A 22,820-nucleotide genomic window follows, 5' to 3' on the forward strand; every position below is an offset into this window, starting at 1 on the left:
GCGTCAGCGATGGTTATTTCATTTATAATTGAAAATCTCTAAGCTGACGCACCCTACAACTGCGAATAAAACTGTAGGGTGCGTCAGCGATGGTTATTTCATTTATAATTGAAAATCTCTAAGCTGACGCACCCTACAACTGCGAATAAAACTGTAGAAACTGTAGGGTGCGTCAGGTATGGTTATTTCATCTCTAATTGAAAATCTCTAAGCTGACGCACCCTACAACTGCGAATAAAACTGTAGGGTGCGTCAGCTAAGGTTATTTCACCTACAATTGAAAAGCTCTAAGCTGACGCACCCTACGACTTTTTTCCAACGGATAACTATCAGCAGGCGAAGCCGACCATTCCCACATTGAACCTGCATAATTCTTAGCATCAAAGCCTAAATTTGTCAAGACAGAAGTCAACCACGCAGACCTAATTCCGCCACTACAATAACTCACAATCTCAGTTGACAGCGAAACTCCTTTCTGCTGCAAAATAGCGACAATTTCTCCGCGAGCCAGCAGTTGTCCCTGCTTGTCCATCAACTGTTTGTAATAAAGGTGCACCGCACCGGGAATGTGGCCGCCCCGGGTTTCTCCGTAAGGCGTTTGACCTGCATATTCTCGCGGCTCTCGGGCGTCAATAACTGCTAAACTAGCATTGCCTAAAATAGCTTTTAAATCATCTTGCTGAATTTCCCAAGTCGATCGCCGAGATATGATAAAATCTCCGGGCTGAGGTGGATTATTTGCACCTGTTACGCGATCAATTCCAGCTTTGACTAAAGCTCGATATCCTCCACCTACAAAAACGGCTTTTTCGTGTCCCAAAGTCCGCAGCATCCAAACAATCCGCCCGTCTTCGCCCCATCCTTTCACGGAATCGGCGATCGCGATTACAGGTTGGTCTTGACAAATTCCCAGTGCTTGCAGCTTTTGTGTTAAGATTGCGTCATCTTCGAGAATTTTGCCTTGGTGCGGAAAGTGCGATCGCGAAAATTCCTGCCAAGTTACGGGAATAGCTGGCGGGAGACGGCAAAACCACTTTAAAATAGGTTGGCGAGCATCGAGCAAGGTAGCTTTTCTTTCCAGCAATTGCTTGGCTAAATCTGCACCTACAATCCAATTGTCGGACAAATTACACATAAATTAGACATAATTTATTGAGAAAGTTTTACTGTACCAACACCGCAGTTTAAAACCACATTGCTATTGCTCATACCAATAATAGATGGAAGAGCTGGTTTAATCTTGCCAGGAGCAACATTTAGACACAAAATTGTTTGGGTTTTATTTCCTACGAACACGACTCCCCCCACCAAACTTTTGAGATTAGCTTGATTCGACACTGCATAATTAAATACAGCTTTGTTTGCTGTATCAATTGAATATTTGTAATTAGCTGTGTCAGCTTTAATGCCGAGAGCTAGATTAGAAACAGAACTTGTAAAACCCGTATTGTTGCGATAGTAGTCTTGCTGAGCTTTATTCATTTCTATCACATATTGTTTGGCTGCTGATTCCTGAGTTTTAAGGGTTGGCGACAACTGAGCCTGAGCCACTGTAGGAAACAAAACTGGTAGAATTAGAGTGGCGAGGGCAATTTTTATCTGCTGGTTACGAGAGCTATAAATCATGTTTTTACCATTGCTTAAAACTTGTAATTGCGGTAGGACACCGCATTGCCGTGTCCTTACAGATGTCCGGCTTTACCCTACATATTTCACGTTAAATTCATCGATAGACCTACTTGACCAAAGCAGTATTATTCGCAGAAATGACTGATGAATTGAGCGCTTGAGTAACATAGAATTAAACTAATTGTTTTGCTTGAAACTGTTTCAACTCTCCAGGATCAACGGTACCGTATTCTGTGATGATTCCCGAGATTAATGCCGCCGGAGTTACGTCAAAAGCGGGATTGTAAAATTCTACTCCTTCAGGACAAATTCGGGTAGTTCCAACTTGATACATTTCAACAGAATCGCGTTCTTCAATGGGGATTTGCCTACCGTCGGAAAGTTCAAAATCAATCGTTGACAGAGGGGCGGCGACGAAGAAGGGGACGTTGTGAGCTTTGGCAACAATTGCTAAACTGTAAGTGCCAATTTTATTGGCAGCGTCGCCGTTAGCAGCAATTCTGTCTGCACCGACAACTACTGCGTGAATCATGCCGAGTTTCATGCAGTGGGCGGCCATATTGTCGGCGATTAAGGTGACGGGAATTCCTTCTTGCACGCATTCCCAAGTTGTAAGTTTGGCACCTTGGAGGCGGGGGCGAGTTTCGTCTGCAAAAACTCTGCCGAGTCTGCCTTCTCGCCAAGCAGAACGAAATACACCTAAAGCTGTACCGTAGCCGGCTGTGGCTAAGGCACCGGCATTGCAGTGAGTCAGCAAGTTCAATTTTTCTGGTGTTGCTGGTAGAACTTCTAAACCTTTGTCACCGATATCTTTACAAGTTTGTACGTCTTCTGCTTGAATGGTTTTAGCCATTTCTAACAAAGTTTTCTGTACTTGTTCTACGGAACCGCTAGTTTGATTTGCTGTTTTGAGCATTCGGGATATTGCCCAAAACAAATTAACTGCTGTGGGACGAGTCGATCGCAATAATTCACCAACTTGTTCTAGTTTAGCTAGAAATTCCGTGCGATCGCCCGTTGCGATTTCTCGCGCCCCCAAATACATCCCGTAAGCTGCTGCTACCCCAATCGCCGGAGCACCTCGGACGATCATAGTTTTAATCGCCTCAGCCATATCTTGAGAGCTGCTAATTTCGACAGTGCCATATTCTTTCGGCAGTCGGTTTTGGTCAATTAGCAGAACTCGGTCTTCTGTCCAGGTGACGGGGGAAACCGGGGATTTTTGAGCGGTCATCGATTTCAATGATGTGAGGGACAAGTTTCTATGATGCCATGAAGGCGACTATTTCTCTATTTTATGAGGGACACGCTGGATTTGCCAGAAATCAAAGTCATAGGATTGGAGATTTAAGATTGGTTACATCTTTACGACTATATGGCTATAGAATTAACAAAAATTATTGTTAAGGATGGATAGCCTCGATCGGCTGTTGCGCATTTAAATTGTATATTTCAATTTTGATCGAAACTCCTCAAATCCTCTCCCCGAATCCCTCGAACATAGCAGACAATCTCTCCCTTGGCAGCTTATCGACCCATATTGCGCTTCATGCGATCGAGTTCTTCCTCAGCTTCCCAGTTTTGAAACTTTTGTTCTAGAGGGTCTGCCGCCTTAAAACTGTTATAATTAGAACTCTGATTCCAACCCTTTGTATCCCAATTCTGCTCAGTTTTATCTGCTTTAGCGGTAGTTTGAGTTTTCGCTTCCGCTGCTTTGGCGCGGACTTCTTTTCGGCGCAATTGAATTTGGCGGTACAATTCTTTGGCTTTCTCAATCCGTTCTTTGCAGCCTTGCATTTGTCCCCAGCGCTGATTTCCCTGACGCAGCAAAGCTGCTTGTCGCTCTTGGGCGGCTTGAGCTAGATCGAGCCTTTGAGCTGCTTTGGCTTTGTTGGCTCGATCGTTCCAGCGCTGAATTTCTTGGGCGGCGGATAGAATTTCGGCTTGCAGTTGTTTCTCTTGTTTCTGGATATCGAGAATCAGCCGCAGGGTGTCTTCTTCTTGTTCTTTCAGTTGTTCTTCTATTGCTTGCAATTCCAGGTGGGGGTTGCTGCGCAAAAATTCTTCTAATCTGGTTTCTAGAAAGCGGCTGACATCATCAAATATGCTCATTTTTTATAAGTCCTGAGTCATCGGTCATTGGTCATTGGTCATTGGTCATTGGTCATTGGTCATTAGTCATTGGTCACTAGCGATCGATTATCGGTCATTAGTTGTTAGTTATCGCAGAAGGAAGTTCGGCTTCCGTCGCAGTGTAAGGGATTTAATAATATAGAAGTTAAAAGCAATTAGAGCAATGGTTTCAGCAATATTATAACTGTTGTCATCGCTCGTGAGGTACAGCCCGATCGCTGCCCATTACCAATTGCCAATTACCAACTCCCAATTATCGATTACCCATTACCAAAATCTTAACTAATGCCCTGTTTGCCCTGTTTGGCCTGTTTGGCCTGTTTGGCCCATGCCCATGCCCGATGCCCGATGCCCCATGCCCGATGCCCCATGCCCCATGCCCGATGCCCCATCCCCCATCCCCCATGCCTGATTAGAACTTTTGTCCGACAAAAACCGATCGCACATCTCCACCCTTGCGGATAACTGCTTCTTGATTTTTGATTTCTGCCAGCGTCCAACCGCTAGCGCCGATGCTTTCGCCGACATAAATTCTGCGGGCTACCCCGTCTACTTCAAACAAAGCAGCCGATCGATCGCCCAATTCCAAAATCCCCACCAGCGTGTGCGCGGAAATCGGCGCGCTGCTAACAGCCGCTGCCGATTGCTGGGGCGCGGGCGCGGGCGCGGATTGCCCAGGTGCGGGCGCTGGTGCCGGTTCGGTTTCGCGAGCCAAAATCTTCGGCACTTGAGACTCCGACGGGTTCGGGGAAGTGGCAACGGTCTGGCGATTGCCAGTGGCGGCGATCGCCCGACCGGAGGCTGGGGCTTTAGGCGAGGGGGAAACTGTGGCGGTTTGAGGAGCCGGAGCCACCGTCACCTGAGCCGGAGGAGCCGGAGCCACCGTCACCTGAGCGGGGGGAGCCGGAGCCACCGTCACCTGAGCGGGGGGAGCCGGAGCCACCGTCACCTGAGCGGGGGGAGCCGGAGCCACCGTCACCTGAGCGGGGGGTGGGATAACTACGACTTGGGGTGCAGGGGATCCCGGCTGCGCGGCGACTTGTTCTAGGGCATTAGCGATGCGGTTGACTGCTGTCGAAAGACCTGCGGTTGCCGGCGGCGCACCGGAAATTGCAATGCTCGGCAATGTTCCTGGGGTGGCTGCTCCGGGAACTCCGGCAAGTTGCGGGTTTGCCTGAGATGCTTTTTTTTGTTCGATCGCTACTAGCGAGCGCTGCACGTATTCTACAAACTGGGTGTCTCGTGCTTTTTTCCCGTTTGCTGCTGGCGTTTCTCCTGTGGGGGCGACTGCGGCGGGCAAGCGCACCAGTCCCGACCTACTTGCCAACCACAATCCCATGACTAGCAGCAGCGACCCACAGGCTGCTCCCAGCAAAATTCTGTCGAATGATTGTTTCGACTGCTGTTTTTTAGTTGTTTCTAGGGCGACTTGGCGGGCGATCGCTTCTACATCTTTTTCGCCACCTCGCGTCGGCTGTGGCGTCAACTGCGACAAAACTATTTGAGGTACCGAGATCGATTTGAGCGCCACGAATTCCGGCGCCACCGGCTCGGCTGGCAGTCCGCCACTGCTGTCGAATGCTCGATCGACTCCTTCAAACAGTTCGTCCATCAACCGATCGGCGTAGGACTCTACTGCCACTGCTTCGGCTGGCACTGTTTCGACTCTCGCCACCACGGCGATCGGATCGGACGCTGATTCCAAGGACATCTGTTTGGCGATTACTTTTTGAGGCATAGTTTTCTGTTTGCTCCCGCTCCTCGACAACCCTGAGATTCTCAAGTTCAGACTTCTACAGGATACTTGTGATCTTGACCAATTCTTGGTTCAGAACAGGTTAATTGTAGCTCACTCATCACAATATTTTTAGTCCTGGGCTAACTTATACCATTTTCGATTTGAGCTTGGCGGTTTGAGATTGGCAATGACTTACTGCATAAGGGTTTGGTACACTGGCTTACAGTTGCATTCTTTTTCTGAGCTGGGATTGCTTTGCCCGATCGACTTTTTTACCTGGTTTCCACCTTTTAATCCTTCTTTTCTGCTGTCAGTCTTACCTGCTGTGAATTTTTACCCACATTTTACTGCTTTTGTCAACCCCCTACTCTTTTTCTCGACCGAGTCTTTGCCACAAAACTTTACTTTAACGGTCTAGTAAAAAAGCAGGTTTTTCCCGCTGTTTACCCTTTTATTCCATATTTGACAAGGGTTTCAGATTTTTAGCCGTCTTAACTTTGTTTCTCTGTTTGCTTCCGAGTTATAACTGGCTGCAGATTTTATAACTTTAATAGTACCATAGCTTCATCACAATTCAGTAATACAGCCTCAAACGTCGCAAAAACGTCCGATAAATAAGAATTATTCCTAATAAGTTTTTTGACAATTTTTTACAACACGATTCGTAACATTAATATAAAAAAATTACCCCCTTAAAAGTATATATTTTACTTATAATGGGGGTGAGTGCGATCGAACTTGCTCAGAAAATAACAGCAAACTCTAAATTTACCAAAAAATTGGGTCGAAAGCCCCGTCCCTTCGGCAAGCTCAGGGTAAGCCTTCAAGGACGGCTTTTCTAATTGCACTCATATTTCTAGTCAATTCTCGTTCGGATCTCTGTCTTTGTGCGTCCAACAGATTTGCAATAATCTTCAAAAATCTTAAACTCAAACTCTTCAATTCTCAAATCAACTCTTTTTTCCTTCCTATTTTCGGTGATTGGCTGTACAATAATAGCAACATGAAACTAAGATACCGCTACCGAATTTATCCGCTCGACTCACAGAAAATTGCACTCGCCAAATTATTCGGGTGCGTGAGAGTCGTTTGGAATGATGCGTTAGGTTTCTGTAAACAATCTTATCAACAAGGTAAAAAATACCAGGGAGGAGTTGAACTTCACAAACAATTTATAACTCAAGCAAAAAGCTAGAAAGTCGTCACTGGTTGGGAGAAGTTTCGGCTATTCCTCTGCAACAATCCATCAATGATTTAGGGCAAGCTTATCAAAACTTATTCAATTCCTGCAAGGGAAAGCGTAAGGGAAACAAAGTTAAGCCGCCTCAATTCAAGAAACGAAAATATCAACAATATGCTCGATTTACCAGAGGCGGATTCAAGGTACATCCAGACAAAGTTTATCTAGACAAGATTGGCAAGCTAAAAATAGTTTGGAGTCGTCCACTACCCTCGGCTCCTTCTAGCGTAACGGTAATTAAAGATAGTGCAGACCGCTATTTTCTCAGCTTTGTAGTAGATATTACTCCTGTAAAATTGCCCGAAAACGGTAAATCGGTGGGGATTGACTTAGAGATAATTGACTTTGCAACCAGGAGTGATGGTGAAAAGGTTAAAGCACCATTACCATTAAAGAAAAAGCTGAAACGGGTAATAAAACTGAATCGTAACCTTTCCCGAAAACAAAAAGGCAGTAAACGCAGAGAAAAAGCCAGGAAAAGACTTGCCTTACTGCATGGCAAAATTAAGAATACTCGCACAGATTTTCTTCAGAAGCTGTCAAATAAGATTGTTCGTGAGAATCAAACGATTATTTTAGAAGACTTAAACACATCAGGAATGATAAAAAACCGCAAATTGTCCCGTGCTATCTCAGATATTTAGGATCTGTAGTTTCCGAACTATAGCGGTTCTCAAAAAAGTGAGGTATGTCCGGTTTGGCCTATGCCCTATGTCCGGTTTGGCCTATGCCCTATGCCCTATGCCCTATGCCCGGTTTGGCCGTCAAGTACCTCATCTTTCTGAGAAAGGCTATATGTGTCGATAGCTAAATGCTCCATATATGGGAGAGATTTTCGGACGATTGACAGATGGGAGCCAACTTCTCAAAAATGTTCCTGTTGTAGGTTTAAAGGTGGCAAAAAAGAACTCTCAGTTAGAGAGTGGATTTGCTTAAACTGTGGCACTCAACATGATAGAGATATCAATGCTGCGGTTAATATTCTAGTCGCCGGTGGACAATCGGAGACTTTAAACGGACGTGGAGGAAAGCATAAGACTTCTGTTAAAGGAGCCGCATCCAGAGAAGCGTCAACCCAACCGGAATTTCGACAGTTATCAATTTTTTATTTGTTGAAGTAGATGGAATCCCCGTCCGTTTTACGGCGGGGTGGATGTCAACTGATTCAGCCCAGCAAGAAAATTGTCATTGCTGTAGCCTGACAGAGCATAAAAGCTGAAGGGAATATCCAGCGAAACTTGTGCAGCATCCCAAGCACGTTTTCTGGCTGCTTGCTGTGGGTCAGCCAGTAATGTAGGCTGACATTAGCGATAATCGACAAGAAGAAAAAGAGGTAAGAGATTAATATGTATGTGTCCATCAGAGTCATGTAAGGTACTCTCGGCAAAGCATTAGCAACCGTGAAGTTAAAAGTAATTGCCGTGAGCGTGCTGGTAAGGCCCACACTCATCTGAGTCGCAAAAACCGAGTTCGGATTCATCCAAAAAGTCGTCCAAGAAATCAGCGTAATTAGCAGCAGAGGAATGAATACCTTAAATATGTAATATTGGTAATTCCGCTGGAGCTTAATTTCAAAAGTGTATCGCGGGTAAGTTTTATCTTCTTTTTCAGCTTTCTTGCTAGTGACTGCGGTGTTGATGCCGATAATCTCCCATTCGGATAAAGAAACGTAACGCTCTTTGTTGTATCCAGTCGCCGTTTGATTTGCTTGCAAAACTATCTTTTGGGTGTCAGAAGACAAAGGTTCCCAGATAATCGCAGGAGTTTCCGAGTCAAAGGGAAACTTTCTAAAATCAAATTGCGCTGAGACAGTGGCGCTAACCTGTTCTAAATAAGTGACAGTACCGTCGGGTTTCGCGCTTAATTGCACCGTACCTCTTTTCGCGGCTGACTGAGAGTTAAAAATTGTTAAAGCTGGTTCCCATATTTGTTCGGGAGTGTAGCGAACAACTTGATCGCCAACTGTATTCGGGTCAAATGCTAGACGCGGATCTTGCCAAGTTGCGTACAAAAAACCGCTGACATCGAGAGTCTCATCGGTTTGATTGATGCGACCGAGGTTGAGCAGCGAGAAACCGACGGAAACTTCAGTGGGCTTGTCGGCGTTTGGGCGGTTTTTGATGGAAGGTTTGGGGGTTTGTTTGGGTTTTGCTTCTGGCTCTGTTACTGCGGTTGTTGTCTCTGATGCGGGAGAATCTATGGGAGTATTTTGAGCAGCAACTGGGGAATAACTTGACAACACCACAACTACAGTTAAGGCTAAGCTCACCAAGCCCGCCAACACTTTAGTTGCTAGTCGATTTTTGTTCATCGGACGGTACTCCTAGGACTAAAATGATTTTTTTTTAGAGTCGCAGACACAGGATGTGCTAAACAACTCGGTTTCTGCTTTGCGCAATTAAGCCCAAATCAGGCAATGATGTTAAGAAATCGGCTTGATGCGTTGAAGATTGTTTAAGTTGGTGCGATCGCCTCAAAATTTATCGGGAAAATTTCTGATGCTCGATCGCGCTTTTGATTTTTTACAGGAATTGCTTTTAAACACTCCCCAATTATTTTTATATCCTAAAAATATTTTTCTGTCAACAAGCTTCGGGTGCTGTGCGATCGCGGCTTTGAACGGGCGATCGCTCGTCCGAGCGATCGTCTGGCGCGCGATCGACTAATCAACTCGCCGTCAACGGGCGCTGATGAGGGTCAGTTTCCAGCCAAGCAGTGAGACCATTCTTGGTTCTTGATTCCGTAACTAAAGACCAGAACTTCTAATTTAATGGCTACAAATAAACATTACATGAGGACAGGGCTGGTTTGGCAGCATTCTATTCGTTTGTACCTACGATCTTCACGCTTAATATCCCCTACAAGATACTATGGTTGTGGTGCGATTACCTACTTACCGTTAAGTTTAGAGTTAAGGTTCAAGTCATTAGTCCACTAAAATTGTTAACTCTTGAATGCTTGAGTGCCCAGGGTTGCGAGTCACGCCAGTCTTGCTTTCGACTCGGAAAGCAATCGGGCGCAACTTTCTTCGCTCCCTGCGCCACAATCTCAAAGCTATTTTCGGTGATATATTAATGTATCGCTCGATCGCACATCTCGCCCTTTAACCTAATTGATTAGTCGGCTCAAACACAAGTACGCGCAGCTTAGCTCTCCCTAGGGAATCGAGCTTCTGTCAGCAGCAGCGAGTTATTGCATTCGATTGTGCGCGAAGCAAAACAATCCCGTTCGCTCTCACGCTCCCGAAGGGTAGGGAATCGCACTTGGACAACACCCACAATTCGTCACAACTTTGCTGGCGGTTCTCATCTACCATTTTCACCAAATGCCAGGGAGATCGAGTAACCTGTAAGTGACACTTTTTGCTCCAACAGGATATAAAGTATGACGCTGATTAAACTACTTCCAGCAGTTTCGCAACTCTTGCTCGATCCCTAGCATCAAATTTGTCCAGAGCATCGCCGATATACGTAAGTATATTGCACCTAACGAGAAATTTAAAAATTATCGCTTTCCCAATTCATTTGAGTGCTATCTGGAAGGATAGCCAAACAAAAAATACAATGATTTTTCTATTATTTCTTTGGGAACATGAAACTATATCCGAGAAAATACTTAGCTCGCCAAACGCAAAAAATAACTTTTGCCAGCAGATTAAAGTGGTTGGCAATTCTCAGCGCGATCAGCATAATTTACTACGGTGCGTGCAAACTAGGCATGGCCGTAGCTCTGCCGATTCCGCCCGGTACTATTACAGCCGTTTGGTTTCCTTCCGCGATTGCTTGGACTGCCATGCTGTGGCGAGGAGCAAACATTTTTTTGGCGATTTGGCTGGCTGATTTTATAGCTGCAATTCCCGGCTACTCTGATGGTACTCACGACCAATTGATATCGACAGTCGTCTGCTCTGTAGCCTCTTTAGGAGCCGCAATAGAGCCGGTATTAGGAAGTAGACTTATCCGGCGCTTAATCCCGATTACTACACCTTTTAATTCAGCTATATCCGTACTAAAATTTGTGCTAATTGTTGCTAATTGCACCGGATTAAATGCCACGATGGGAGTCACAGTAATTTGCTTTGGTGGACTTTCAGAATGGACAAATTACGGGTTTCTTTGGTTGACTTGGTGGACGGGAAATGTAATTAGTATTCTCGTTTTTTTGCCCATGCTGCTGGTTTGGCGGCGAGTACCCCCGATGCGTTGGCAGCGCCAGAAATGGCTTGAAGCCCTGCTGCTTTTGAGCCTGTTGATGGGGACTGGAAAACTTGCTTTTTGGGATAACTATCCCGTACAATATATGATGCTGCCTTGCCTGTGGTGGGCGGCATTTCGGTTTGGACAGCACGGTGCAACTCTTGCCATTGTCTTAGTATCGAGTTTGGCACTGTGGGGTACGGTGAATGGCACCAGTTCTTTCCTGCGCGCTTCCTTGAACGAGTCATTAATCTTGCTACAAACTTTCATGGGAGTTGTCGCAGTTTCAACGCTACTTTTGTCTGCTATTTTACTTGAGCGAGAACAAGCAGAAATTGGGCTAAAAGTGGCGAATGAAACGCTGGAAGAGCGAGTGGCAGAACGCACGCTCACTTTAACAGAAACTAATGAAATACTCCAAGTTGAAATTGCCGAACGCCAGCAAGCTGAAATTGCGCTGCGACAATCGGAAGTTGAGAATACTCAACTAATTACTTCTCTGCAACAGCAAAAAATGACTTTGGAGCGAACGCTGCAAGACCTGAAAAATGCTCAAGCGCAACTGATTCAAACTGAAAAAATGTCAAGTCTGGGACAACTGGTGGCTGGAGTCGCTCACGAAATCAATAATCCAGTCAGCTTTATTTACGGTAACATCGATCATGCCAGAGAACACTCTCAAGGGCTTTTAAACTTAATCGAGCTGTACCGACAGGAATATACCGATACTAATCCGCAGATTCAAGACTTAACAGAGGAAATTGAGCTGGATTTCCTCATAGAAGACTTGCCTAAATTGTTGAGTTCCATGAAAATGGGTGCTGAGCGCATCCGAGAGATTGTGCTGACGCTGCGGAACTTTTCGCGTCTCGATGAGTCTGATATGAAGGCTGTGAATATTCATGAAGGGATTGACAGCACTCTGATTATTTTGCAAAGCCGACTCAATCCCACAGCCGATCGCCCGCAGATTGGGATCGTGAAGCAGTACGCCAACTTACCGGCGGTGGAATGCTATGCAGGCCAGCTCAATCAGGTGTTGATGAATATCCTGAACAACGCCATTGATGCTTTGATTAGTCAAGCTCGCGGGAATCAGGGTTTTATGCCGACGATCGCGATCGCCACTGAAATTGTAGACTCCCAATGGGTTAAGATTGCGATTAAGGATAATGGCACTGGCATATCCCCATCAACCCAGGAACGCATCTTCGACCCGTTTTTCACCACAAAACCCGTCGGACAGGGTACGGGGCTAGGATTGTCGATTAGCTATCAGATTGTTACAGAAAAACATCGCGGACGTTTGAAATGCGTTTCCGAACCCGGACAGGGGACAGAATTTGTGATTGAGCTACCGGTGCAGCAACAAGTTCTAGCGGCGCAATTACAATGCCTGTAGTTGTCTGAATCAGGAATTAGTTAGTCGATCGCGCGATCGTCCTATCCCAGATTACACCCAAGTGCGATCGCGCGCGAGGATAAGTGGCAAAGGGCGATCGACTGAGTTAAAATATAGAAGTTAAATTCTCAATTTCCATAACTGACTCTAAAATTTAAAATTTAAAATGGCATAACTCATGGCTGCAAAAGTGGAAACAAGCGCTGCAATTCCCCACAAGCTGCCTGAAGCGATCGCGGCGCATCCTCTGGTAAGCTCTGAGAATAACATCGATCGGCTAAATGCTCAACAGATGTTTTGCAAACCGCCTCATTTTGCTCAAATTTTGGATAAGCAGCCTCCTCATTCACAGATTCTCCCTGCAAATAGTGTATCCAAGTCTCAATGTTGCGCTTGGGAACGAAAATCGCGATCGCCTCATCCAATCTCCTATTTTCCTGCTCATCCTCCTCAAGCATACCATCTAACTCATTAAGTCGAGCTTGCAACGTACCCGTATCTGCATCAATCAACACAACTAATCCAATCGACACGCGATTTCTATTCGGGCGATAAGCTTTCACTTCCACCGCATACTGACTGCGTACATACTGTTCTCCAGATTGGCTACCTTTGGGACAAATATTAGCCCGAAATAGACCTGTAAAACCTCGCTTTTTGAGGAAATAACGCGCAAAAACCTCCTGCTGTCTATCCTCGCAAAGAATCACAACCTGAACTCTACGCTGGCTCATTCAACCATCCCCGTGCAATCAATTCAGCAACCGGTAGTCCAGAATTATCAGCGACTTCACTGCTAATTCGTCTGACTCGAACCGGAGCATTACTTTGACGCTCAAACCAATAGCCAATCGGTGAAGCCAGCAGGTAATTAATTAACTCAGGATGGTGAGAAATCAGTAAAGCTTGAACTTTTTTTTCGCAACAAAGGTCATAAAGTTCAATCAGCCAGGGTTGGATTTCTGGTAATGCTAAAAAATTTTCCGGTTCATCAATCCACAATGTGTAATCTTCGGATTTGGTGCCGTGAATCAATGCGTACAAAGCAACTAATGTTTTTTGTCCGTCCGATAATTCGTTCAAACGATAGTCAATGGGCTGAGAATTATCTTTGTCTCCCAAAAATCGCAGCTTTAATATCAAATTATCTTCACTAACTCGCTCAAACTTAAAATTGGCAAATCCATCCAAAACCTTTTTTAAAATATTTCCAATTTCTGCCACCTTACCTTGATCTTCAGACAGATACCGATACCAAGAAACAAAGTTTTCCATCTTAGGAGTCAAACGCTTGTGTGCTTGATTGCTTTCATCATCTATCAAACTCGGAACCATTTGCACGATAATAAATCGCGCCATGCGTTCTCGAAACCAAGTTAACTTAGTGTTGTCATTTCTAGGCATTAATGAAGGTAGCATAGATTGCGACCAATCAAAGGGGTATTGCGGCCCTTCTGAATAATTATCTCGATATAGTTGAACTTCCCCTAATTCAAATTTTAGTAAAGGCTGGTTGTCAAACCACAGACGCTCGTACTCAACATGAGATTTATCTCGATTGTGACCAATTCCTAATTGATACTTGTAGCAGCCATCATTACCCATGATTTCTAGCTCGAAACGCTGAATTTGTAAAGTTTGCCAGCGAGTGCAGTCCGCAGGTTTAAAAATTCCTTCTACTTTACTATCGCCGCTGACAAATGCTTGTATTTTATGTAAAATTTCAAAAATTGTTGATTTACCAGAGCCGTTAGAACCCATAAATAGATTGATAGCATCAAGATTAAGTTCAAAATTTACCAAACAGCGAAAATTGTCAATATATATTCGTTTTAGCATGGGATTTTTTCCGTCATAATTTCTCTAGCTCCTGTCATTATTAGCAGGAGCTAAACACAACACTCGGACAACCCAAAATTACCCGACTCGTTCCGCTAACTCCAACCACCGCTCAGTCGCGCGATCGATATCCTGGGTCAATTTAGCCAAACGATCCGATAACTTCTTCACCTCGGCAAACCCGCTGGGAGCATTGTTGGACAAAATCTTCTCAATTTCTTGTTTCTCAGCTTCCAGCTTCGGAATTTGAGCCTCTAACTGCTGATATTCCCGCTGATCGTTGAACGAAACTTTGGTTGATTTTGTAGTAGAAGCTTTGGCTGGTGAATTGTTAGATTCAGGGGTGCGTGTAAGTTTTTCTTTGTCTTTTTGTCCTTTGATTTCCTTGGCTTCTTCGGCTTTCTTGTAGTCTAAATACACCGAGTAATTGCCGGGATATAAACGTAAGTTTCCCCCTGGTTCTAAGGCGAACACCATGTCGATCGTGCGATCGAGAAAATAGCGATCGTGTGATACTACAATTACGCAGCCGTTAAAGTCTTCGAGATAATCCTCCAAAACCGCCAGAGTCTGCACGTCTAGGTCGTTTGTCGGTTCGTCGAGAATCAACACGTTAGGCGCACTCATCAGCACTTTCAGCAGGAATAACCGACGCTTTTCGCCGCCCGAGAGCTTATGAATCGGTGCATACTGTTGGTTGGGCGGAAACAGAAATTTTTCCAGCATTTGAGAAGCGGTAATGATTTCCCCGTCCGCCGTTTGCACCAATTCTGCTACACTTTTGAGGTATTCAATCACCCGCTGGTCTTCATTCGGTGTCAAATCCTCTGAATGCTGGTCAAAATAACCGATATGAATAGTTGTCCCAATTTCCACAGTACCAGAATCCGGCTGGATGCGTCCGGTGATGATATCCATCAGCGTCGATTTTCCGGCGCCGTTACAGCCAATAATTCCAATCCGGTCTTCGGGAGTGAAATTGTAGGTAAAATCTTTGATTAAAGTGCGATCGCCATAAGCTTTACGAATATTCAACAACTCAATGACTTTCTTGCCAATCCGGCGCCCCGCTGTGGCAATTTCGACTTTACCGTTAACTGTTTTGAATTCCTGGGCGCGCATATCCTTAATGCGGTCGATCCGAGCTTTTTGCTTTGTACTGCGCGCTTTCGGCCCTTTTTTGAGCCATTCCAACTCGCGCCGCAAAACTCCCGCGTGTTTGCGCTGAGTGCTGGCGGCGGATTCTTCCGCTAGGGCTTTTTTCTCCAAATAATAAGCGTAATTGCCAGCATAATTGTATAGGTCGCCGCGATCGATCTCCAGAATGCGATTGGTCACGCGATCGAGAAAATAGCGATCGTGCGTAATCAGCAGCAGTGCACCGCGATAGCCGTTCAAATAGTTCTGCAACCACTCCACAGACAGGGCGTCCAAGTGGTTTGTCGGTTCATCCATCAACAACACGTCAGGTTCCGACAACAGTGCGGTTGCTAAAGCAATGCGCTTGCGGTAGCCGCCGGACAAGTCGGCGATTTTCGCATGAAAATCCTCAATCCCCAACTTGGTCAAAATCAATTTCGCCTTGGTTTCCAAATCCCACGCGCCCACCTCATCGATGCGCGCCGACACGGTAGATAAGCGCGACATCAGCTTGTCCGTATCGCCTTTACCGTGGGACAGTTGATCCGAAATTTCCTCGTATTCCCGCACCAAAGCCATTTGTTCGCCACTGTCGGCAAATACTTGCTCTAAAACTGTATGACTTTCGTCTAAATCGGGCTGTTGCGGGAGATAGACAATTGTAGACCCTGGATTGACCCAGCGATCGCCAGAGTCGATCGACTCCAAGCCCGCAATCATCTTCAGCAGCGTTGATTTCCCGGAACCGTTGGTGCCGATGAGTCCGACTTTATCGCCTTCGTCGAGGCTGAAACTGGCATTTGTCAAGAGTTCCTTGATGCCGAAGTCTTTTTTGATCGATCGCAGAGTAAAAATAGTCATGAGTATAAACAGTCATTTACCTAACCTAGTTTAGCGCTGACCTTCCCACTCCGGCACAAACCAGATTTTTGAGGGCATCCCCAAACAAATTTTGGATCAAGGCTACAGGCTTTTTGTCAGTTCCCCATCAGGTTGTCGAGTCTGGCCTGTGTTTGAGGCGGAATCGGCCACGAACCGGACGATCGAGGAAGATTACATTTTGATTCTGGCAGTGACGCATTGCAGTCGAGAGCCTGGATATTGGAAAAACCGCAAATAATAGAAGCAAGCGCGAGATACCGCGATCGCGAACCGCATCAACCCCGGATCAATGCCCTCCCATTGGTCTAAAATATCCTCTTTTTTTGAGTTCCTCTTGACTGGAAATAAAATATCGGGTAAATTACAGAAGAAATTAGGCTAAGCATTTTATAGATAGAAGTTGAAGAATGAAGAGATTAAAAATCTTTACGCTCGCTAGTTGCATGGTTATTCATGCTGTAACTGGAGCAGTAGCTAGGCCAGTTGAGAGAAAAGTAGTAAATTGTGAGTCAACAGTTCATAGCGTCCGGGCTTAAGCCCGGACGCTATGAACTTCTCCTAGAGACGGGTGGTGGAGCTGGTGCGACTTACAATAATTTCTACACTTTTGCTTCTGATCGAATTAGTAGAGATAAGCTTATTGCAAAAATAGCATTCACATTCTATTCTTCAGGCGGACGAGGGGTACAGAATAACTTCGTTGAATGGGCTAATGGTCAAAAGGAAGGAGTTAAATATAATGGTCTTAATTCTAGCTTTTATAAATTTGAGTACAGTTTTGAGAAGGGTGGATATCTTCGTTGCATTCATGTAAGTCGAGACTGAAATTAAAACCGTCTCAACAATCTTCCGACTCCCCAAAATCTTCCTCATTCAACTTTCCGCAACCTGAACCGCGAAACCTCATCTTTCTTGGCCATCGCCGTGACCGCGCGCGCGCTTCCTTATATGATCGCAATCCCTGCTAAAAGTGCTACAAGCTGCTAAGAATAAAACCATCCTTAGCGCCGATCGATACTCAATTGACAAACAAAAATAATCTGCGGTAAAATTAGAAATAAAGCACGGATAATTCCCAAATGAACGATCGATCTTCAGCAGAGTTGAGTTGGCACAGGCGCGATATGCCCGTTGGCGCTCTATTGATCATTGGCTCTAGGCGCAGTGACTTACACTAGCCATTTTTCAAATATTTACCCAAAAACTCTAACTGGTTCACCATTTCCTCTGCTGTTTTATTAGCAGTTAGTTTCAGAATAGCTCGAACTTGCTCACCGACAGAATAGTAAGAGTGAAAGCAGTGCAATGCCAGCATGAGATTCTTCTCTGGCGATGAATTCGGTATGTAGCTGGCAAAAGTCTCCGATATTGTGACTGTACAAGACTCTACTTTGAGTGGCAGCTAACCGAAGTTGTTCTTCGTCTATTACTCCTTCTGTTTGAGTTTCATTGACGGTTGTGACATCAACGTATTGGCGCTCGTAATGCTCGCAGTAGAGACTGATCTTGCGAGTCTTCATCTAGATCAAGCCGGATTTCACTCATGCTTTTTGACCCGACTTGTTGTGCAGAGCTTCTAGACGCTTAGCCTCTGATGCTTGATGGAGCAAATCGGCTTCGATTTCTGCGGTATTGGCATGGTAGTAGGTGAGTGCGGCGTAGATTTCGGCGAGGGTGAGATGTCCGACGCGATCGCAAATTTCTTCAGCGTTAAGTCCGCGTTTGTACCAAGTGACAATTCGCCGAACGGTGACACCTTTGCCGACGATGTGAGGACATCCGCCGTGCAGTCCGGGGGTGCGTGCGATCAGTGTACCAATGTCGATCGAGACTGCTGTTGTCATGGCGATCGCCTTTTCAAAAGATTGAGCTATTGTTACAGGATAACAGGTGCGCGATCGCTCTTTGTAGGGAGGGCGATCGCTCTTGCTCTGAGTGTCGCAGCCATAAATTGCCGCAACTAATTGCTCAAATGACTGTGGCTGTTGAATTCACGCTGTTTCTCGATCGCACTTTACCTCAATCTCTCCACACCTACCGCTGACAGCGATTGCATTTGAGCCACTTTCCCTACCGTTAAACCCATTCCCAAAAGTTACCCGATCGCATCCCGTTGAGTTTGCACAGGTGCGATCGACATTTATTATACTCGCATTCCGCTGCATCAAACTGCGAGCGCGATCGCCCCAGTTACACTCTGTACTCCCATTTAACACCAGCACCCAAAAGTAACATAACTTTACGATAGCTTTCCAACCCTGCTCCCATTAGTTGCCGAGTCAATCTCAAATCGATCGACTCACTCTACTTTTTTAGTAGCGCCCAAGTAATGTATCATTGTCACCAAACCTTAAGCAACAAAAATTTCCGTGTTAGAAGCCTTCGTCTTTGCCACAGTATTGTGCGGATTTTTTGGTATCATCCTTAAAAAGAACCTGGTGATGAAGATCGTCTCTATGGATGTAATGAGCACCGGTGTAATTGCCTATTATGTCGTGGTAGCATCCCTCAGTGGCTTGTTCACGCCAATTATGGGAGATGTCAAAAATAGAGCTTTCGCCGATCCAGTCCCCCAAGGGATCATCTTAACTGCGATCGTCATCGGCTTTTCGATTCAAGCCCTGATGCTGGTGGGTGTAATGAAGCTAGCACGGGATAATCCCACATTGGAAGCCAGCGAGATCGAGAAAAATAACACGCCGTAAACCCAATCCATGAATATTATTACGATCGCTTGGCTGACCATACCATTTTTTATCGGGTTCGTCATTTATCTACTCCCCAAGTTTGACAAATATCTCGCCTTAGCAGTCACCTTTATTTCTGCCGGCTATGCGCTACAACTATTTCTCGAAAAGTCGCCCCTCCAACTCAAGTTACTAGATAATTTCGGCGTTCAAGTAGTCGCAGATCAGTTAGGCGCTTACTTTATCTTGACAAATGCCATAGTAACTGCTGCCGTGATTTTCTACTGTTGGCACAGTGGTAAATCAGCCTTCTTTTACTCCCAGATGATTATTCTGCATGGCAGTATAAATGCTACCTTTATCTGTATAGATTTTATCAGTTTATATGTAGCTTTAGAAGTCAGCGGGATAGCAGCTTTTCTGTTAATGGCATATCCTCGCACCGATCGCTCTTTATGGATAGGCTTGCGCTATCTATTTGTCAGCAACACCGCCATGCTATTTTACCTCGTGGGCGCGGTGCTAGTCTATCAAAAACATAATTCCTTTCTGTTTGACGGTTTAAAAGGTGCGCCACCAGAAGCTTTAGCCCTGATTTTTCTGGGATTGTTGCTCAAAGGCGGGATTTTTGTATCGGGATTCTGGCTGCCGCTAACTCACTCAGAATCAGAAACTCCAGTCTCCGCCCTACTCTCAGGAATAGTCATCAAAGCGAGTATCTTACCTTTGTTGCGCTGTGCTTTGGTTTCCGATGACATTGATACAATCGTCAGGATTTTTGGTGTAGCAACAGCTTTAATGGGAGTGTCCTATGCCGTCTTTGAAAAAGATACCAAACGGATGCTGGCTTTTCACACAATTTCCCAGTTAGGCTTTATTTTAGCAGCACCAGCAGTCGGCGGATTTTATGCGCTCGCTCACGGTTTAGTTAAATCAAGTCTCTTCTTGCTTGCCGGTTCCTTACCAAGCCGCAGCCTCAAGGAATTGCAATCAAAGGCGATCGATCCTACCCTGTGGATTGCCTTAGTTATCGCCAGTCTCTCGATTTCCGGCTTTCCCCTATTGGCAGGATTTGGGGCGAAAGTGTTGACGGTGAAAAATCTCTTACCTTGGCAAGTCATCGCCATGAATATAGCCGCCGTAGGTACAGCAATATCCTTCGCCAAATTCATCTTTATCCCGCGCGGAGAGAAACAGGAAGTCAAGCCCGGTTTGTGGCCCGCCGTCATCCTCTTAATTGGCGGGCTAATTATCGCAAACATAGCGTACTTAGATGCTTATAGCATAGAAAGTATCATCAAAGCAGTCGGTACGATCGCGATTGGGTGGCTGATTTATGTTTTAATTATTAAACGGTTAGCGATCGCCCTGCCGCGTGCAGTTGAGAAATTCGATCATCTCGTCGGTGTGATGACTCTAACTTTGATCGTACTCTTTTGGATGGCATTAGCCACAGGAACCCACACTTAAATAATCGAAATTGCGATCGCTCGCAGTAAGGCTGTGCAAAACACCTCGGGTAAAAGTAGAAATCATCTTGTAATTATCTGCGTTTATCTGAGTTTATCTGCCTGATATAATGTCCGGTTAAATAACAATAATTTCTGTAGGGGCGGGTTCGCCAAAGACTCCAATCAAATCGATAGTTTGTGAAACCCGCCCCGACCCAGATATCGCAGTCAATCTACCGGACATTACATGATATCTGCGGTTTTCGTAACAATCCCAGAGTTATGCGAGAAAACTAACAAGGAAAAAACATGATTGGAAGTTTCATATTACGATTGACAATTTGGTTTTTGCTGACAGCCGATTTCACCGTACCAAATATCATCATTGGTATAGCGATCGCATTTCTCCTACCCCGCGGCAACACACCCCCGGAAAGGATAAAGGAATGGCTCAGTATGCTCAAAAAAATCCTGATTGCGATTCCAATAGCATACATTGAAGCCGTTGAAATTATCATCCGTCCCCATAACGGAGAAGACATAATTCTGGAACGGGCAAAAATGAAACGATCGCCGATCATGATATTTTTAGATGTATTCCTGATTACCTTTACCCCCAAAACAATTGTGGTGAGATACAACCAAGAAGGCTGCTACGAAGTCCACCGGGTTCTGCCGGGGAGGGAAAATCCATGAATTGGTTCTTGATTGCGATGATTGCAGCGATGCTCATCCCCATGTACGAGGCATGGGAAGATGATAATGTTTGGCAGAAAATGCTTGCTTTGGGCAGTATTTCCACCAAGGCAGGAATTATGGCTTTGTTCATATCTGTCTTGCGCGACGATTGGATGATTGGGGCAGTGGGGGCGATTATCCTCACTGTCGGAAATGCGGGATTAATGCTGCTGGCACACATCATAAAACGACTGGATGACCTGTCAGTAACTCAGCCCTAAATGGACTGAGCTTGTAAGAGAAATCGAGCAAGCTGTGCTGACCAGCCTAAGACCTCAGAGGTCTACGTTATTCGAGTCACGACACCAGGTGAATGCGAAGCTAGTTTCCTGCTCTGTCATCTGCAATTAAACAGTCTTAAAGTCACTGAGACAGTGTTGCAGGTTGAAAAAGCTCTTATAACATTAGCGAAGCTAACATTACACGCAAGTGGAGGGACACAACAATGTCCAATTTTATTTTCGTACTTGATACAAACAGAAAACCACTCACGCCTTGCAAGCCGTCAATAGCTCGTAAGTTGTTAGTCGCCGGTAAAGCGGCTGTTTTCAGAAGATTCCCGTATACCATTATTCTTAAGAAGGCGGTAACAGCAAGCATCGAATCAATCTCACTCAAATTAGATCCAGGATCAAAAACCACTGGCATCGCTTTACTGCAAGGCGAAAAAGTAATCTTTGGCGCTGAGCTAACTCATCGTGGTCAAGCTATCAAAGCCAGCCTTGAATCCCGTCGCGCAATTCGTCGAGTTCGTCGAGCTAGGCATACCCGTTACCGCCAAGCAAGGTTCTTAAACCGTACTCGGAGAAAGGGTTGGCTAGCGCCATCTTTGCAGCACCGGGTAGAAGCAACTTTAACTTGGGTCAACAAATTCATCAGACTTGCACCCGTAAGTAGTATCGCGATGGAACTGGTTCGATTTGATCTTCAACAACTAGAGAATCCCGAAATCTCTGGCGTTGAATATCAGCAGGGCGAATTACTTGGATACGAAGTTCGTGAATATCTGCTCAATAAATGGAACAGAAAATGTGCTTACTGCGGTGCTGAGAATTTAGGGTTGCAAGTAGAACATATTCATCCCAAGGCAAAAGGAGGCAGTAATCGGATTTCTAATCTGTGCCTAGCTTGCGAGAAATGTAATCTCAAGAAAGGTACTCAGGATATCAAAGATTTTCTGTTTAAGAAGCCGGACTTGCTCAAGCAGATCGTGGCGCAAGTTAAGCATCCGCTCAAGGATGCTGCTGCTGTAAACTCGACTCGATGGGCGTTGTTCAACCGACTCAAGCTAACAGGATTACCTGTCACGACAGGTTCCGGCGGATTAACTAAGTTCAACCGTACCAGATTAAAACTACCTAAAGCTCATTGGCTTGATGCTGCTTGTGTTGGTCAAATTGAATCCTTGTCCGTGTTAACAAGTAAGCCACTGCTAATTAAGGCAACCGGACACGGGACTCGTCAAATGTGTCGCACAGACAAGTTTGGCTTTCCATCTCGTTACGTGCCTCGCGATAAATTTGTTAAAGGTTTTCAGACAGGCGACATCGTAAAAGCAGTTGTCACAAGTGGCAAGAAAATTGGTGAATATGTTGGTCGGGTTGCAGTTAGATCAACGGGTTCGTTCAATATCTCATCATCAGAATTGGTGCAAGGAATTAGTCACAAATACTGCAAAATAGTTCATCACAAAGATGGTTACAGCTACTCATTTTGAGATTGAAGATTCAAGGCGGTTGAAACCG

General features: G+C 45.3%; 23 protein-coding genes. 11 read left to right on the forward strand and 12 right to left on the reverse strand.

What is annotated here, in order from left to right; translation table 11 throughout:
- Positions 1–271 precede the first annotated feature (271 nt).
- From QUB64_RS20995 to QUB64_RS21020, 6 genes are all read right to left on the reverse strand, one after another.
- Positions 272–1,135 carry a sulfurtransferase gene (locus tag QUB64_RS20995; RefSeq protein WP_333274642.1) on the reverse strand — a complete coding sequence of 288 codons (864 nt, stop codon included), beginning with the start codon at positions 1,133–1,135 and terminating at the stop codon, positions 272–274.
- A 14-nt stretch (positions 1,136–1,149) separates the two neighbouring features.
- Entirely contained in the window at positions 1,150–1,626 is a 477-nt protein-coding gene (locus tag QUB64_RS21000) for a type IV pilin-like G/H family protein (protein ID WP_333274645.1), read from the reverse strand.
- 175 nt (positions 1,627–1,801) lie between these two features.
- On the reverse strand, positions 1,802–2,863 hold the full coding sequence (mtnA, locus tag QUB64_RS21005) for an S-methyl-5-thioribose-1-phosphate isomerase (RefSeq protein WP_333274648.1): 1,062 nt from the start codon (positions 2,861–2,863) through the stop codon (positions 1,802–1,804).
- Between the two features lie 293 nt (positions 2,864–3,156).
- A complete protein-coding gene (locus QUB64_RS21010; protein WP_333274651.1) occupies positions 3,157–3,741 on the reverse strand; it encodes a TIGR04376 family protein in 585 nt (194 codons plus the stop codon).
- Between the two features lie 303 nt (positions 3,742–4,044).
- Positions 4,045–4,209 (reverse strand): hypothetical protein, encoded by a 165-nt coding sequence (locus tag QUB64_RS21015; RefSeq protein ID WP_333274653.1) that lies wholly within the window; start codon positions 4,207–4,209, stop codon positions 4,045–4,047.
- A complete protein-coding gene (locus QUB64_RS21020) occupies positions 4,175–5,500 on the reverse strand; it encodes a hypothetical protein (RefSeq protein WP_333274655.1) in 1,326 nt (441 codons plus the stop codon). The genes QUB64_RS21015 and QUB64_RS21020 overlap by 35 nt, the downstream gene beginning before the upstream one ends.
- 1,003 nt (positions 5,501–6,503) lie before the next feature.
- Between QUB64_RS21020 and QUB64_RS21025 the strand changes: the two genes are divergently transcribed.
- From QUB64_RS21025 to QUB64_RS21035, 3 genes are all read left to right on the forward strand, one after another.
- Positions 6,504–6,695: a helix-turn-helix domain-containing protein gene (locus QUB64_RS21025; protein WP_333274658.1), complete on the forward strand. Its 192-nt coding sequence runs from the start codon at positions 6,504–6,506 to the stop codon at positions 6,693–6,695.
- A 14-nt stretch (positions 6,696–6,709) separates the two neighbouring features.
- A complete protein-coding gene (locus tag QUB64_RS21030) occupies positions 6,710–7,384 on the forward strand; it encodes an RNA-guided endonuclease InsQ/TnpB family protein (protein ID WP_333274660.1) in 675 nt (224 codons plus the stop codon).
- 153 nt (positions 7,385–7,537) lie between these two features.
- Positions 7,538–7,861, forward strand: a complete 324-nt coding sequence (locus QUB64_RS21035) for a zinc ribbon domain-containing protein (RefSeq protein WP_333274663.1) — start codon at positions 7,538–7,540, stop codon at positions 7,859–7,861.
- A 44-nt stretch (positions 7,862–7,905) separates the two neighbouring features.
- Here QUB64_RS21035 and QUB64_RS21040 read toward each other — a convergent pair whose 3' ends face one another.
- Positions 7,906–9,051, reverse strand: coding sequence for a hypothetical protein (locus QUB64_RS21040; RefSeq protein WP_333274667.1), 1,146 nt, complete (start codon positions 9,049–9,051; stop codon positions 7,906–7,908).
- A gap of 139 nt (positions 9,052–9,190) precedes the next feature.
- Between QUB64_RS21040 and QUB64_RS21045 the strand changes: the two genes are divergently transcribed.
- Both QUB64_RS21045 and QUB64_RS21050 read left to right on the forward strand, forming a co-directional pair.
- Positions 9,191–9,406: a hypothetical protein gene (locus QUB64_RS21045; RefSeq protein ID WP_333274669.1), complete on the forward strand. Its 216-nt coding sequence runs from the start codon at positions 9,191–9,193 to the stop codon at positions 9,404–9,406.
- Positions 9,407–10,331: 925 nt separating this feature from the next.
- Positions 10,332–12,338: an MASE1 domain-containing protein gene (locus QUB64_RS21050; RefSeq protein ID WP_333274672.1), complete on the forward strand. Its 2,007-nt coding sequence runs from the start codon at positions 10,332–10,334 to the stop codon at positions 12,336–12,338.
- A gap of 176 nt (positions 12,339–12,514) precedes the next feature.
- Here QUB64_RS21050 and QUB64_RS21055 read toward each other — a convergent pair whose 3' ends face one another.
- The 5 genes from QUB64_RS21055 to QUB64_RS21075 all read right to left on the reverse strand — a co-directional run bounded on the left by QUB64_RS21055 (position 12,515) and on the right by QUB64_RS21075 (position 18,043).
- Positions 12,515–13,072, reverse strand: a complete 558-nt coding sequence (locus QUB64_RS21055) for a hypothetical protein (protein WP_333274674.1) — start codon at positions 13,070–13,072, stop codon at positions 12,515–12,517.
- Positions 13,059–14,177, reverse strand: coding sequence for an AAA family ATPase (locus QUB64_RS21060; RefSeq protein WP_333274677.1), 1,119 nt, complete (start codon positions 14,175–14,177; stop codon positions 13,059–13,061). The genes QUB64_RS21055 and QUB64_RS21060 overlap by 14 nt, the downstream gene beginning before the upstream one ends.
- Before the next feature lie 78 nt (positions 14,178–14,255).
- Positions 14,256–16,178 carry an ABC-F family ATP-binding cassette domain-containing protein gene (locus QUB64_RS21065; RefSeq protein WP_333274680.1) on the reverse strand — a complete coding sequence of 641 codons (1,923 nt, stop codon included), beginning with the start codon at positions 16,176–16,178 and terminating at the stop codon, positions 14,256–14,258.
- 1,292 nt (positions 16,179–17,470) lie between these two features.
- Positions 17,471–17,719: a DUF5615 family PIN-like protein gene (locus QUB64_RS21070; protein ID WP_333274683.1), complete on the reverse strand. Its 249-nt coding sequence runs from the start codon at positions 17,717–17,719 to the stop codon at positions 17,471–17,473.
- A gap of 21 nt (positions 17,720–17,740) precedes the next feature.
- Positions 17,741–18,043 (reverse strand): DUF433 domain-containing protein, encoded by a 303-nt coding sequence (locus QUB64_RS21075; protein ID WP_293129049.1) that lies wholly within the window; start codon positions 18,041–18,043, stop codon positions 17,741–17,743.
- A gap of 29 nt (positions 18,044–18,072) precedes the next feature.
- Here QUB64_RS21075 and QUB64_RS21080 point away from each other — a divergent pair, with 29 nt between their 5' ends.
- From QUB64_RS21080 to iscB, 6 genes are all read left to right on the forward strand, one after another.
- Entirely contained in the window at positions 18,073–18,243 is a 171-nt protein-coding gene (locus tag QUB64_RS21080; protein WP_333274687.1) for a hypothetical protein, read from the forward strand.
- 325 nt (positions 18,244–18,568) lie between these two features.
- Positions 18,569–18,904: an NADH-quinone oxidoreductase subunit K gene (locus QUB64_RS21085; protein WP_333274689.1), complete on the forward strand. Its 336-nt coding sequence runs from the start codon at positions 18,569–18,571 to the stop codon at positions 18,902–18,904.
- A 9-nt stretch (positions 18,905–18,913) separates the two neighbouring features.
- Positions 18,914–20,356 carry a cation:proton antiporter gene (locus QUB64_RS21090; RefSeq protein WP_333274691.1) on the forward strand — a complete coding sequence of 481 codons (1,443 nt, stop codon included), beginning with the start codon at positions 18,914–18,916 and terminating at the stop codon, positions 20,354–20,356.
- Between the two features lie 290 nt (positions 20,357–20,646).
- The gene (locus tag QUB64_RS21095; RefSeq protein WP_333274694.1) at positions 20,647–21,033 is read left to right on the forward strand and encodes a Na+/H+ antiporter subunit E; all 387 of its coding nucleotides are present in this window, start codon (positions 20,647–20,649) and stop codon (positions 21,031–21,033) included.
- Positions 21,030–21,296 (forward strand): hypothetical protein, encoded by a 267-nt coding sequence (locus tag QUB64_RS21100; protein WP_333274697.1) that lies wholly within the window; start codon positions 21,030–21,032, stop codon positions 21,294–21,296. The genes QUB64_RS21095 and QUB64_RS21100 overlap by 4 nt, the downstream gene beginning before the upstream one ends.
- Before the next feature lie 224 nt (positions 21,297–21,520).
- Positions 21,521–22,792 carry an RNA-guided endonuclease IscB gene (iscB, locus tag QUB64_RS21105; protein ID WP_333274700.1) on the forward strand — a complete coding sequence of 424 codons (1,272 nt, stop codon included), beginning with the start codon at positions 21,521–21,523 and terminating at the stop codon, positions 22,790–22,792.
- Positions 22,793–22,820: the final 28 nt, after the last annotated feature.

Source organism: Microcoleus sp. Aus8_D2 (assembly GCF_036702665.1).
In the GTDB taxonomy this organism is placed as follows: Bacteria; Cyanobacteriota; Cyanobacteriia; order Cyanobacteriales; family Microcoleaceae; genus Microcoleus.